Genomic DNA, 12,935 nt, shown 5'->3' on the forward strand with positions numbered 1-12,935 from the left:
TGGGTCATAATCCTTGCCAGCACAGCAGGCGGTGAAACAGCGGTCACGTACTTCGATAACGCCCCGCCCATATAGGCACCCCTTGCTGGCACAACAAGCGCGTTGTTTCGAATAGCGGCAGCCCCACGACGGCGGAGTGACTACCGTGAATTTGCTCAACAAACACCGCCGCTAGGCCTTGAATCGCATAGCCACCGGCCTTATCCACTGGCTCGCCGGTTTGCCAGTAGCAAGCTATTTCATCCTGATCAATTACACGCATCTTCACTTGCGTGGTGACACAGCAAGAGAGTACACCCTGGGGGCCCACCACCGCGACCGCCGTTAGCACCTGATGGGTTCGCCCAGAAAGCGCTGAGAGCATTGCGGCGGCGTCTTGTTCGTCGCAAGGCTTGCCCATTATGGTGCCATCAATCACAACCGCCGTATCCGACCCTAACACCGGCAACTTGGTTTGCGGCACTGCCGCTTGTGCTTTGGCAATCGCCAGCCTCTCAACATAAGCGCTAGGCATCTCGCCAACTAAAGGCGTTTCATCTACGTCACTGGGCAACACACTCACGGGAACACCGATAGAGGCCAGCAGCGCTTTGCGCCTTGGTGACGCAGAGGCCAGGCACAGCAACGGCGCAGGCTCTTTACGCGGTGCTGTGGTAGCGTCTAATCGCTGTGGCTTACTCATCAGAGCCTCTCTGTATGCGGTTAGTTCGCACCGGCATATAGGCCTGTAAACACCAGATACTCATCATTACTCAACGCCTATATCAGGCACCTGCTAAGCGGCGCTCCAATGCGCGCAGCATGGTCGCAAGCCATGGCCATAGCAACGCGCTAATTATAGAGGGAATTAAGAAGGATAAGTGGATTGAAAAATCACCCGTTAGCGTGCGCAACCACTGTTCAATCAACTGCACAATGCCCAATAAAACCAGCACTAATACCGCTTGTTGAACTAAGGAATAGGTACGAAAGCGCGGGTAAACCAACGCACATAAAAAAGCCAACAGCGAAAGTATGACCGCATGTTGGCCGAGCGATGTTCCCTCAATTAAATCCATCAAAATACCAATCACAAAACCGTGAAACACCCCTACCCGACTAGGCGCCCGCATACACCAGTAGACCAACATGAGGCCAATCCACTCGGGTCGATATACCTGCCAACCATCAGCCAGAGGCATTACTTGCAAACACAGCGCCAGTAAAAAGCTCAACCACACCACTACCAGTGGCACCGCGGGTGCTCGTGCCATTAGGGCACCTCCTGAGTCACTGGTTGATTGGGTAGCCTAAGACGCTGCGCCGCGTGGATCGCACTGGCTGATATATCCATGTCCTCATCCCAATCCGCATCACCTAACTCCTCGGGCGGAGGGGGAAACAGCAACAGAAAATGCCGCGAACGCTGCAGCTGGGCGGAGGGTTCAGCGGTTACCTGGGCAAACGGCTGGCCCGGGTCATGATACACCTCGGTTACTCTCGCTACTGGATAGCCGGGCGGAAAGCGCTCGGCCAGCCCAGAGGTAGTCAGCAAATCACCCTCGCGAATATCCGCAGTATCCGGCACATGCAGTACGCTAACGCTGCCATAGCGTCCAGTACCCTGCACGATAAAACGCAGCCCATTCCGATTCACCTGAACAGGAAGCGCATGACTTGCATCTGCGAGTAAAAGGACGCGACTAGAGTACGCCGACACGGCTGTCACCTGCCCCACTAGACCAAATGCGTCAATGACTGGTTGGCCAACATAGGCACCATTGCGATGCCCGCGGTCAACCACCATCTGGTGGCTAAAAGGATCGTTATCCAGGGAGAGTAGCTCGGCGGTCATGTAGGGAATTTCATGTCGCTCTGCGGCCTGTAGCAGGCTACGCAGCTCAGCATTTTCAGCGGTTAAGCTGGCTAAACGCTGACCGCGGTGAGAAAGCGTTAGAATCTGCTCACGTAAGCGGCGATTTTCGTCCACCAACGCTTGCTGATCGGAAAGCGCAAGCGCCCCCCAATTCAGTAGATCGCTAGGCACGCTAACTACCCACTGAATAGGGGCCACAATCATGGTCATTTGGGCGCGAACATCTTCCATGCGCGTAAATCGCTGGTCAACAAACATTAAAACGCTTGCTGCCAACACGCAGAAGAACAGCCGGTAACCCGGCAACGGCCCGTGCGAAAACAGCGGTTTAATAGGCAATCCCCCGCGATAAACCGCTCTTATCAGTCGCTAGACAGCAACTCAAAGGTATGCTGATCAATCATTTCAAGCGCCTTACCGCCGCCTCGCGCGACACAGGTAAGCGGATCTTCCGCCACAATCACGGGTAAGCCTGTTTCTTCAGCAATCAACTTATCAAGATCGCGTAACAAAGCCCCACCGCCAGTTAGCACCAAACCACGCTCAGCGATGTCAGAGGCAAGCTCTGGCGGAGACTGCTCAAGTGCGCTCTTCACCGCCGCCACAATAGAGGCGAGCGTTTCCTGCAGCGCCTCTAGAATCTCGTGGGAATTAAGTGTAAAGCTCCGCGGAATACCCTCAGCTAAGTTACGACCGCGCACATCGATCTCGCGCAGTTCGCCGCCGGGGTAAGCGCAACCAATCTCTTCTTTGATGCGCTCTGCAGTGGCTTCGCCAATTAGACTTCCGTAGTGACGGCGCACGTACGCAGTGATTGCTTCATCGAAACGGTCACCACCGACGCGAATAGACTCTGAATAAACCACGCCATTAAGCGAGATAATGGCAATTTCAGTGGTACCACCACCGATATCCACCACCATCGAGCCTTGAGCCTCTTCTACCGGAAGCCCAGCACCAATGGCCGCTGCCATTGGCTCTTCAATCAGAAACACTTCACGAGCGCCAGCGCCTTCCGCTGATTCGCGGATTGCACGCCGTTCCACTTGGGTGGACATACACGGCACACAGACCAGAACCCGAGGGCTTGGTGTGAGGAAAGTGCTCTGATGGACTTTACGGATAAAGTGCTGAAGCATCTGCTCGGTAACGGTAAAGTCGGCGATAACGCCATCTTTCATCGGGCGGATGGCGGTAATGTTGCCTGGCGTGCGGCCAAGCATACGTTTGGCATCGGTGCCTACCGACGCCACGCTGCGCATATTGCCAGACTGGCGGATGGCAACCACGGACGGTTCATCGAGAACGATGCCACGACCGCGTACATAAATCAGTGTGTTGGCCGTACCCAAGTCGATCGATAGATCGCTGGAAAACAGCCCCCTCAGACGTTTGAACATGGATGTTGTTACCTAGTGCAGACCGGGAACCCTGTGCGGATGCAAACGGTATCACCGCAACCCCTTGGCAGCAAGCGCGAGTCTCGCCTAACACTGCCCGCAAGGGCCAATATGTGGTACCTTTTGCGGCTATTTTCTACGTCTGCAACACAAGACGAATTTAAGATGACCGTATGTATACCGCTGAACGCGGAATATGTTCCATCACATTTGCGAGGAAATCTCGATCATGGCGCTTGAAGACTCTCATGTGCGCCGGGCCGCGCACTTGGCCCGACTCGCCGTTAGCGATGACCAAGCCAGTGGCTTTGTGGACGACCTAAGCCGCATCCTGGACATGGTCGATCAACTGCAAAGCGTTGATACAGAAGGTGTTGTGCCACTTGCACACCCGCTGGATGCCACCCAGCGCCTGCGTGCCGACGAGGTAACGGAAACCAACCAGCGCGATAACTTCCAACGCTGCGCCCCCGCGGTGGAAGAAGGCCTCTACCTTGTACCGCGCGTCGTGGAATAAATAGTGGAATGAGTGGAACCCCCCGCCCACCCAGCGGGCGGCGCTGTTTTCTCTCCGCCTCTCCTTTTCGCCCCCGAACGGAGCTTCCGGGTCATGCATGACAAAACCGTTACCCAACTGGCCGCCGCGCTTAAAAGCGGCGAGTTTTCCAGCCGCGAGCTTACCTCGCACTTTTTACAGCGCATTGAGCAAGCCGATGGGACGCTCAATAGCTTTATCACTGTGACCGCTGAGCAAGCGCTCAATCAGGCCGACGTTGCCGACCAAGCACGCGCAGCGGGCAACGCCGGAGCGCTGGCAGGCATTCCCCTGGCACTGAAAGATATTTTCTGTACCCACGGGGTGAAAACCACCTGCGGCTCAAAAATGCTCGATAACTTTATCGCGCCCTATGATGCCACCGTGGTAGAAAAACTCAGCGTGGCCGGCACCATCAGCCTGGGCAAAACCAATATGGATGAGTTCGCCATGGGCTCATCCAATGAAAACAGCTACTTCGGCGCAGTGAAAAACCCCTGGGATTTATCAGCAGTGCCCGGTGGCAGCTCAGGTGGTAGCGCCGCTGCCGTAGCAGCAGGGCTAGTACCCGCCGCCATGGGCACTGATACCGGTGGCTCTATTCGCCAACCCGCGGCATTTTGTGGCATCACAGGCCTGAAGCCTACCTACGGACGCGTCTCCCGCTACGGCATCATCGCCTACGCCTCAAGCCTTGACCAAGCAGGCCCCATGGCGCGCAGTGCAGAAGATTGTGCCCATCTGCTCAACGTGATTGCCGGGCATGATGTGCGCGATTCCACCAGCGTTGCCCGCGGCGTTCCTGACTACACCGAAACCCTTAATGCACCGCTGTCAGGACTTAAAATCGGCCTGCCAAAAGAGTATTTTGGCGACGGCCTTGACCCTGAGGTTGAGAAAGCCGTCCGCGAAGCGGTGAAGGTCTATGAATCGTTAGGTGCCACGGTGAGAGAAGTTAGCTTGCCGCACACCCATTATGCGATTCCCGCTTACTACGTCATTGCTCCGGCCGAAGCGTCTTCTAATCTCTCCCGCTATGACGGTGTGCGCTTTGGCCATCGCTGCGATGCGCCGGCTGACTTGATTGACCTTTACACCCGCTCGCGGGCAGAGGGGTTTGGTGAAGAGGTTAAACGCCGCATTCTGATCGGCACCCACACGCTGTCCGAAGGCTTTTTTGACGCTTACTACACTAAAGCGCAAAAAGTACGCCGCCTGATACGCCAGGATTTCTTAGACGCTTTTGAAGATGTGGACGTACTGATGGGGCCAGCCTCGCCTACGCCTGCTTTTGATCTTGGCGCTAAAAAAGACCCAGTATCAATGTACTTGCAAGATATCTACACCATTGCCGTCAACCTTGCAGGCATTCCAGGTATTAGCGTACCGGCGGGCTTTGCGGGAGGTCGTCCTATCGGCCTACAAATTCTGGGCACCCACTTTGCCGAGGCGCAGCTGCTTAACGTGGCACATCAGTTTCAGCAAGCCACCGATTGGCACTTAAAACTTCCTGCTTTTGCCGAGGAGAACGCCTAATGCAATGGGAAACGGTGATTGGGCTTGAAGTCCATGTTCAGCTTGCAACACGCTCAAAGATATTCTCCGGCGCCTCGACTGCCTTTGGCGCAGAGCCAAATACACAGGCCTGCGCCGTTGATTTAGGCTTGCCAGGCGTCTTGCCAGTACTTAACGAGCAGGCCGTCGCCATGGCGGTGCAGTTCGGTCTTGCGGTTCATGCCGACATTCCTGAAGTGTCAGTGTTTGACCGCAAAAACTATTTTTACCCGGATTTGCCCAAAGGCTACCAAACCAGCCAGATGTATCATCCGATTGTGGGTGCCGGTGAAGTTGAGATAACCCTGGACGACGGCACCACTAAACGTATTCGCATCCACCACGCTCACCTTGAGGAAGACGCAGGCAAATCGCTGCACGAAGACTTCCACGGCATGACCGGTATTGACTTAAACCGAGCAGGCACGCCGCTGCTGGAAATAGTCTCTGAGCCAGACATGCGCAACGCGAAAGAAGCCGCGGCGTATCTCAAAGCAATCCACTCCATCGTGACCTATCTGGGCATTTCCGACGGCAACATGGCCGAAGGCTCCATGCGCTGCGACGTTAACGTGTCGGTGCGCCCGAAAGGCCAGGAAGCCTTTGGCACCCGTGCGGAAATTAAAAACGTCAACTCGTTTCGTTTTGTCGAGCGGGCCATCGCTTTTGAAGTTGAGCGTCAAATCGAGCTGATCGAAGATGGCGGTAAGGTGGTACAGGAAACCCGCCTGTTTGACCCCGAACGCGATGAAACTCGCAGCATGCGTACCAAAGAAGAAGCTAACGACTACCGCTACTTCCCCTGCCCGGACCTACTCCCGGTGGTGTTAGATCAGGCTTACCTTGAGCACCTGCGAAGCCAACTGCCCGAGCTACCCGCTGACAAACGGGCGCGCTTTCAAGCCGCGCTTGGGCTATCTGCTTACGACGCAAACGTACTCTCTGCCAGCCGTGAAATGGCTGAGTTTTTTGAGGAAGTACACCGGGTATGCGGCGATGCTAAGCAGGCCGCCAACTGGGTGCAAGGCGAGCTGTCAGGCGCGCTAAACCGCGAAAACTTGAGCATTACTAACAGCCCAGTTTCTGCGCGCCAGCTAGGCGAACTGATCAGCCGCGTACTGGACGACACCATTAATGGCAAGGCCGCTAAAGAGGTCTTCCAGGCGCTGTGGAATGGTCAGGGTGAGTCGGCCGATGAGGTCATTGAAACCAAAGGCCTTAAGCAGGTGACTGACAGCGGGGCCATTGAAGCAATGATCGACCAAGTGATCGCTGAAAGCCCGGCCCAAGTGGCCCAATACCGTGATTCTGAGCCAGAAAAACGCGGCAAGATGATTGGCTATTTTGTGGGGCAGGTGATGAAAGCCTCTCGGGGCACCGCTAACCCACAGCAGGTAAACGGCTTGCTCAAAGAGAAACTGGATGCGCTGTTGTAAAAAACCGAGTGCAACGGTCTAAAGCACCCTTAATATTGACGCATATTGTATGGATCATAGCGGCTGCCTTGGCAGCCGCTTTTTTGTATCGCTATAACAACTCACCAGGCTGAGTAAAACGGGTTAATCGCGCGCAGCCTGCGGCCCAAACGTCAGCGTCCAGCTCCGCGATTGCCGCAGTAGGAAACCCTACCCCTTGGCTAGCGGCCCCTTCTACTAAAAGCCCCGTCAAATCGCCCACTAGCGGCATATGACTGACCAACATAATCGCGTCACCTTCAGGCTGACTCAGCAGCCAATCACTCACGGCAGCAGGCGAATCATCAGGCGTAATAAAGTCCAGGGTATGAAGCGCCACGCCTAAGGCATCGCTAAAGCGCTGGGCCGTTTGCTGGGCACGCACATAAGGGCTTGCATACAGTATGGGTAGCGCTAATTCGCCCTGTTCAATTCGCACTGCCAGCCAGCGCGCCATGCTATCGGCTTCTTGTTCGCCACGTGGTGTAAGCAACCGAGCGTGATCAGGAAAGCCAGGGGCGGCTTCCCCATGGCGCATAATCAGCAGCTGGCGCGCTCCGCTACTCATGCCAGCCTCCGCTGTTGCGGTGCGCCTGCTGAACGGCCTCGCGGGGCAAGATAAACTCCACGTCGCTGCTTTGCTCGCCCATCATCAGCGTTCCCGCCATCTCCTGAGCAGGCACACCCTCGAACAGCACGCGGTTTAACCCCTCCGCCAGCGGCATGTAAACGCCCATTTCGCGAGCCTTTTCACACACCAGTTTAACCGTGTTCACGCCCTCTGCGACTTGCCCAAGCGCCGAGACAGCTTCTTCTAGGCTGCGCCCTTCACCCATAGAAAAGCCTACTCGGTAGTTACGAGACAAGTTAGACGAACAGGTAACAATTAAATCACCCACCCCGGCTAAGCCCAAGAACGTCATAGGGTTAGCTCCCTGAGCGACCGCAAAGCGACTCATTTCAGCCAGCGCACGGGTCATCAGCATACTGCGGGTGTTTTCGCCCATGCCGAGCGCTGCCGCCATACCAGCGGCAATGGCGTAAATGTTTTTGAGCGCGCCGCCCAGCTCAACACCGTGGCGGTCATTGCTGGCGTACACACGAAAATAGCCACAGCCTAGCGCTTGCTGCACTCGTGTGCGGGTAAGCGCGTCGGCACTGGCAATCACCGTAGCGGTTAGCTGCTTGTCAGCTATTTCAGATGCCAAATTAGGCCCAGCAATCACGCCAATATGCGTAAAGCCTGTCTCTTGCTCAAGCACTTGGCTCATCAGTAAAAAGCTGTCTTGCTCAATACCCTTGGTAGTACTGACCAAAATTTGCGTAGACGTCAGCCAAGGCTTTGCAGCCTGCACAACGCTACGAAAGGCCTTGGAAGGTATTGCAATTAATACCAACTCGGCACCTTCAAGCACGGCCTGCATATCCGTAGACGCCTGTACCACCGGGTTAATGGCGTAGTGCGGCAAATAGCGCCCGTTGCGATGTTCGTGGTTAATTTGCGTTACCAGCGCCTCATCGCGCATCCACTGGCGCACATTAGCGCCGTTATCTGCGGCAATGCTGGCCAGCGCAGTCCCAAAACTGCCGCCGCCAAGTACCGCGACATTGATCTGCTGTTCAGCCATAACGATATCCTGGTAGTTGTTCACTCGTATGCGGCATACCTTACCAAACTAAACGGCCCGCTTGGGTTTCAAGCGGGCCGTAGCAGCGTTAGCTGTTCATTAGGCAGTTAATACACTGTTGAGTCGTTTAACGTAAGCAGCCGGGTCATCTAGCTGGCCACCTTCAGCGATAATGGCCTGATCCAGCAGAATATGGGCTAATTGACCGAACAGATCGCCTTCGGCGTTTTCCAAACGCGCCACCAGAGCATGCTCAGGGTTCAATTCTAAAATAGGTTTTACTTCCGGCATTTTTTGGCCGGCGGCTTCCATAATGCGGCGCATCTGGTAGCCCATTTCATGTTCCGGCAGAACAACGCAGGCCGGCGAGTCTGTTAAGCGATGGGTGATTTTTACATCCTGCACGCCGTCGCTTAGCGCTTCTTTAACGCGCTTCACCAAGTCTTCCTTCGCTTTAGCGGTCTCTTCCTGCGCTTTTTTCTCGGCCTCGTCTTCCACGTCGCCAAGGTCTAGCTCACCTTTTGCCACATCGGCAAAGGATTTACCGTCAAACTCAGTCAGGTGGCTCATTAACCATTCATCAACACGGTCAGAGAGGAGCAGCACCTCAATACCTTTCTTACGGAAAATCTCCAAGTGTGGGCTGTTTTTTGCCGCATTAAAGCTGTCCGCCACCACGTAGTAGATCTTCTTCTGGCCTTCCTTCATGCGCTCAACATAATCTGCCAAGGCGTGCTCTTGGGCAGCAGAGTCTGTATGGGTAGAAGCAAAGCGCAGTAGACCGGCAATTTTTTCACGGTTAGCGAAATCCTCTCCCGGCCCCTCTTTCAGCACGCTACCAAAGGTATTCCAGAACGTCTGGTACTGCTCACTGTCTTTGGACAGTTTTTTGAGCATATCCAAGCCGCGCTTAGTTAATGCACCCTTAATTTTATCAACCTTGGGATCTTGCTGAAGCAGCTCGCGGGACACATTCAGCGATAGATCACGGGTATCCAGCACGCCTTTAATAAAGCGCAGGTAAAGCGGCAAGAACTGTTCGGCGTCGTCCATAATAAACACGCGCTGAACGTAGAGTTTGACGCCACGAGCGCCATCACGCTCGAACATATCAAACGGCGCACGACCAGGCACATAGAGCAGGCTAGTGTATTCGAGCTTGCCCTCAACCTTGTTGTGGCTCCAGGTTAGCGGGTCGCTGAAGTCATGGGCAACGTGCTTGTAAAACGCTTTATATTCGTCGTCGGATACCTCACTCTTCGGGCGAGCCCAAAGCGCGGTGGCTTCATTGACGGTTTCCCAGGTAGTCACTTCACTACCTTCTATCTCGTTGCCCTCGTCGTCTTTTGCCGTTTCGATTTTCGGCATGCGCACCGGCACTTCGATGTGATCTGAATACTTACGCACTAAGCTCTGCAGGCGGTAGTCATCTGCGAACTCTTTAGCATCCTCTTTAAGATGCAGAGTAATTTCGGTGCCATGAACCTCACGCTCAATATCAGCAACCGTGAACTCACCCTCGCCTTTCGAGCGCCACTCAACTCCATCAGAGGCGGCTGTGCCCGCTTTGCGGGTGCGTACCGACACTTCATCAGCGACAATAAATCCTGAGTAAAAGCCCACACCAAACTGGCCAATTAACTTGGCGTCTTTTTGCTGTTCACCGGAAAGCTGTTTAAGGAACTCGGCCGTTCCCGAACGCGCAATGGTTCCCAGGTTAGCAATCACGTCTTCACGATTCATACCAATGCCGTTGTCGCGCAAGGTAATGGTGTTAGCGTCGCTATCGTGCTCAATTTCAATACGCAGCTCACTGTCGCCTTCGTACAGCGCATCGTTGTCTAGCGCGGCGTAGCGTAATTTATCGCAGGCGTCAGCGGCGTTAGAAATAAGCTCGCGTAAGAAAATTTCCCGGTTGGAGTACAGGGAGTGAATCATCAAGTTTAGGAGCTGCTTAACTTCCGTTTGAAAGCCAAGAGTTTCTTCGTGGGTCGCAGTCGTCATGCGCTTAGCCCTCATTGTTCACGTTTTACTGGATGCTTCCGCCTACAGAAGACGGAAGCGAAAAAGATGTGAACTCAATATGGGGTTAGGCAGCGCGATTTCAAGAAGCTGAATGTGGAGAAGCATAAGTATCGACGCTGGCGTACTTCCAAGCCCGGTAGTCAGCGAGGCGCTGATCAATGCGGTTTAACAACCAACCTACAATTATTACATCGTCGACAAGGCCAATAATCAGCAGAAAGTCGGGAATGAGGTCGAAGGGCATGATCAAATAGGCCAGGGCAAACGCCATCATGCCAAATGCAGACCAGGGTACCGGACGGAAATCGCCGCGCAGTACATCACGGGTCATCGGCACAAATGTCTTTAATGCACGACCAATGCGTCTAACTGCCCATACGCGGGTTTTTAGTCGACGTAATAACCACCAAGTGGATAATGGGGTCATCGCAATTGAATCCTCTAAGTGTCACGATTGTCAGAACACTGTTTACGCTTTAAGTTCACTATAGCGGCTGTTAGCCCGCTAGCCAGCAAGAGGACGTGTCATGCAGGCTTCGCCATTTCGTTCCACCCTTCGCAGCCTCTGTACGGCTGTATTGGTAGGGTTACCGGTTGTCTCTTGGGCAGCCTCAGACGCCGCTATGCGCGATGCCCTTGAAGCAGCGCGTCAGCAGCAGTGGCAGCAGGTTGATGAGCGCGCAATTGAGGGGCATATTCTTAATGGCTACGTTGAGTATCACCGCTTGCGTGGCCAGTTGCCGAATGTTTCGTCTAGCCAAATACAGCGCTTTATAGACCAGCATGCCGACTCTCCCTTATCCGAGTGGATGCGGGGTCAAGCCATCGCCAAGTACGGCCACGCAGGCCGCTTTGGCGATCTGCTAGCAGTCGCTGACGGCGAGCCCGCAGGCACCGCTCGCCAGTGCTATTACTATACGGCCCTACTGGACAGAGAGCCTCAGCAGGCTAGAGAAGCAGGCCTTGCGCTATGGCGGGTCGGCAGCTCACAGCCTGATGCCTGTAACACACTATTTAGCCGCCTAAGATCAGATGGAACGATTAATGCCACGGCTATTTGGGAACGAAAAATGCTTGCATGGCAAGCGGGCGAGGAGCGTTTAAGCAGCTACCTAGGCGGGCTTCTAAGTGGCCAATGGCAAACGGCCCGCGAGACGGTTGAGTCTGTTAGCAATAACTCCCGCGCACTCACCTCAGCACCCGCCTGCCTTGGCCCTGAATGTGCCGCTACATCCGCCTTTTACAAAGCCGCCATGCAGCGCTACACGCGGGAAAATACCCCCGCTGCCTTTTCGGCTTGGCAGGAGATCGGGCCACGCTTGAGCTTAGCAGCCGCCGACCGACAGCCGATTGAAGAAGAGCTAGCTTTTTATGCCTTAGTACGCGATGTGCCAGGCACCCTAAGTTGGGTAGACAGTGTATTACCCAGCCTGGAAAGTGAGCGCGTACTGGAACTTCGGGTTCGCCGCGCCCTGGCCGAGCGTCAATGGACAGAGGTCATGCATTGGATTACAGAAATGCCAGCCAGCCAGCAAGAGAGGAGCCGCTGGCAGTATTGGCTGGCACGGGCCAACCATCAGCTCGGCAACCACGATGCTGCCGAAGCACGTTATCGTCAGGCGGCTACTGACCGCAGTTTTTACGGCTTTGCCGCTGCCGAACGGCTTAATCAGCCTTATCAGCTCAACTTAGAACGCAATCATTTTGATGAGGCATCCAGAGAACTAACGGCGCAGCTGCCCGCCGTACAGCGTACCGAAGCGTTACTGCGTATTGGTGAAGAGGGGCTTGCCAACAGTGAGTGGCTACACGCTGTGCGCAATGGCACTCCTCAGCAGGCGCGCGCCCTTGCTGACTACGCCGCACACCAGCAGTGGCATGCGCGCTTAGTGCAAACCACCATTGCTGCTGAGATGTGGGATGCCCTTGACTGGCGCTTCCCCCCCGCTTATCACGACAGCTTTATGCACTGGGGGCGTTTAACCGGCGTCGACCCGTTCCTATTAATGGCCATTACCCGTCGTGAAAGCGCTTATAACCCTGTTGCTCTTTCGCCAGCAGGTGCACGGGGCCTCATGCAGCTAATGCCAGGCACAGCAAGCCAGGTCAGCCGCCAGTTAGGTCTTAACGACCCAGGCCCCTATGGCGTACTAGATCCAGAACTCAATATCCGCTTGGGTAGCACTTATCTACGCGACAAAATTGAGCGCTACCAAGGCAATCGCCTAGCCGCGGCAGCTGCCTATAATGCAGGCCCCGGGCGGGTAGACCAGTGGTTGGGTAGCGGCGTGGAGTCATTTGATTTGTTCGTGGAGAGCATTCCGTTCCGAGAAACCCGCGATTATGTTCAAGCAGTCCTTAGCTACCGCGTTATTTTCGAAAGCTTAGCCAACGGCGGGAATAGCGACGGCGTATCTCTACTCAGTGAGAATGAGAAAGCCGTACACTATGACCGGGCCCTCCTCGTTCGCCGCTAATCACTTA

Annotated in this window: 12 protein-coding genes; 4 read left to right on the forward strand and 8 right to left on the reverse strand. The window is 54.9% G+C overall.

What is annotated here, in order from left to right; all coding sequences use genetic code 11:
- Positions 1–43: 43 nt before the first annotated feature.
- From P8S54_RS04210 to P8S54_RS04225, 4 genes are all read right to left on the reverse strand, one after another.
- The gene (locus P8S54_RS04210) at positions 44–682 is read right to left on the reverse strand and encodes a Maf family protein (protein WP_281443346.1); all 639 of its coding nucleotides are present in this window, start codon (positions 680–682) and stop codon (positions 44–46) included.
- An 82-nt stretch (positions 683–764) separates the two neighbouring features.
- Positions 765–1,253 carry a rod shape-determining protein MreD gene (gene mreD / locus P8S54_RS04215; RefSeq protein ID WP_009099982.1) on the reverse strand — a complete coding sequence of 163 codons (489 nt, stop codon included), beginning with the start codon at positions 1,251–1,253 and terminating at the stop codon, positions 765–767.
- On the reverse strand, positions 1,253–2,194 hold the full coding sequence (gene mreC, locus P8S54_RS04220) for a rod shape-determining protein MreC (protein WP_281443347.1): 942 nt from the start codon (positions 2,192–2,194) through the stop codon (positions 1,253–1,255). Before mreC ends, mreD begins: the two co-directional genes overlap by 1 nt.
- A gap of 23 nt (positions 2,195–2,217) precedes the next feature.
- Complete coding sequence (locus P8S54_RS04225) at positions 2,218–3,255, reverse strand: rod shape-determining protein (RefSeq protein WP_009099980.1); 1,038 nt, start codon at positions 3,253–3,255, stop codon at positions 2,218–2,220.
- Between the two features lie 229 nt (positions 3,256–3,484).
- Between P8S54_RS04225 and gatC the strand changes: the two genes are divergently transcribed.
- From gatC to gatB, 3 genes are all read left to right on the forward strand, one after another.
- Complete coding sequence (gatC, locus tag P8S54_RS04230) at positions 3,485–3,772, forward strand: Asp-tRNA(Asn)/Glu-tRNA(Gln) amidotransferase subunit GatC (protein ID WP_009099979.1); 288 nt, start codon at positions 3,485–3,487, stop codon at positions 3,770–3,772.
- A 93-nt stretch (positions 3,773–3,865) separates the two neighbouring features.
- Positions 3,866–5,326 (forward strand): Asp-tRNA(Asn)/Glu-tRNA(Gln) amidotransferase subunit GatA, encoded by a 1,461-nt coding sequence (gene gatA, locus P8S54_RS04235; RefSeq protein WP_281443348.1) that lies wholly within the window; start codon positions 3,866–3,868, stop codon positions 5,324–5,326.
- Positions 5,326–6,780: an Asp-tRNA(Asn)/Glu-tRNA(Gln) amidotransferase subunit GatB gene (gene gatB, locus P8S54_RS04240; RefSeq protein WP_009099976.1), complete on the forward strand. Its 1,455-nt coding sequence runs from the start codon at positions 5,326–5,328 to the stop codon at positions 6,778–6,780. The genes gatA and gatB overlap by 1 nt, the downstream gene beginning before the upstream one ends.
- Positions 6,781–6,871: 91 nt before the next feature.
- On the opposite strand, the gene sixA is transcribed toward gatB, so the two are convergent.
- The 4 genes from sixA to P8S54_RS04260 form a co-directional block, all read right to left on the reverse strand.
- Complete coding sequence (gene sixA, locus P8S54_RS04245) at positions 6,872–7,366, reverse strand: phosphohistidine phosphatase SixA (RefSeq protein WP_281443349.1); 495 nt, start codon at positions 7,364–7,366, stop codon at positions 6,872–6,874.
- On the reverse strand, positions 7,359–8,426 hold the full coding sequence (locus P8S54_RS04250; RefSeq protein WP_281443350.1) for an NAD(P)H-dependent glycerol-3-phosphate dehydrogenase: 1,068 nt from the start codon (positions 8,424–8,426) through the stop codon (positions 7,359–7,361). The genes sixA and P8S54_RS04250 overlap by 8 nt, the downstream gene beginning before the upstream one ends.
- A gap of 99 nt (positions 8,427–8,525) precedes the next feature.
- On the reverse strand, positions 8,526–10,430 hold the full coding sequence (htpG, locus tag P8S54_RS04255; protein ID WP_281443351.1) for a molecular chaperone HtpG: 1,905 nt from the start codon (positions 10,428–10,430) through the stop codon (positions 8,526–8,528).
- Positions 10,431–10,530: 100 nt separating this feature from the next.
- Positions 10,531–10,878, reverse strand: a complete 348-nt coding sequence (locus P8S54_RS04260) for a YkvA family protein (RefSeq protein WP_281443352.1) — start codon at positions 10,876–10,878, stop codon at positions 10,531–10,533.
- A 100-nt stretch (positions 10,879–10,978) separates the two neighbouring features.
- Here P8S54_RS04260 and P8S54_RS04265 point away from each other — a divergent pair, with 100 nt between their 5' ends.
- Positions 10,979–12,928, forward strand: coding sequence for a transglycosylase SLT domain-containing protein (locus P8S54_RS04265; protein ID WP_281443353.1), 1,950 nt, complete (start codon positions 10,979–10,981; stop codon positions 12,926–12,928).
- Positions 12,929–12,935 lie beyond the last annotated feature (7 nt).

Source organism: Halomonas sp. M1, assembly GCF_029581375.1.
Classification (GTDB): domain Bacteria; phylum Pseudomonadota; class Gammaproteobacteria; order Pseudomonadales; family Halomonadaceae; genus Vreelandella.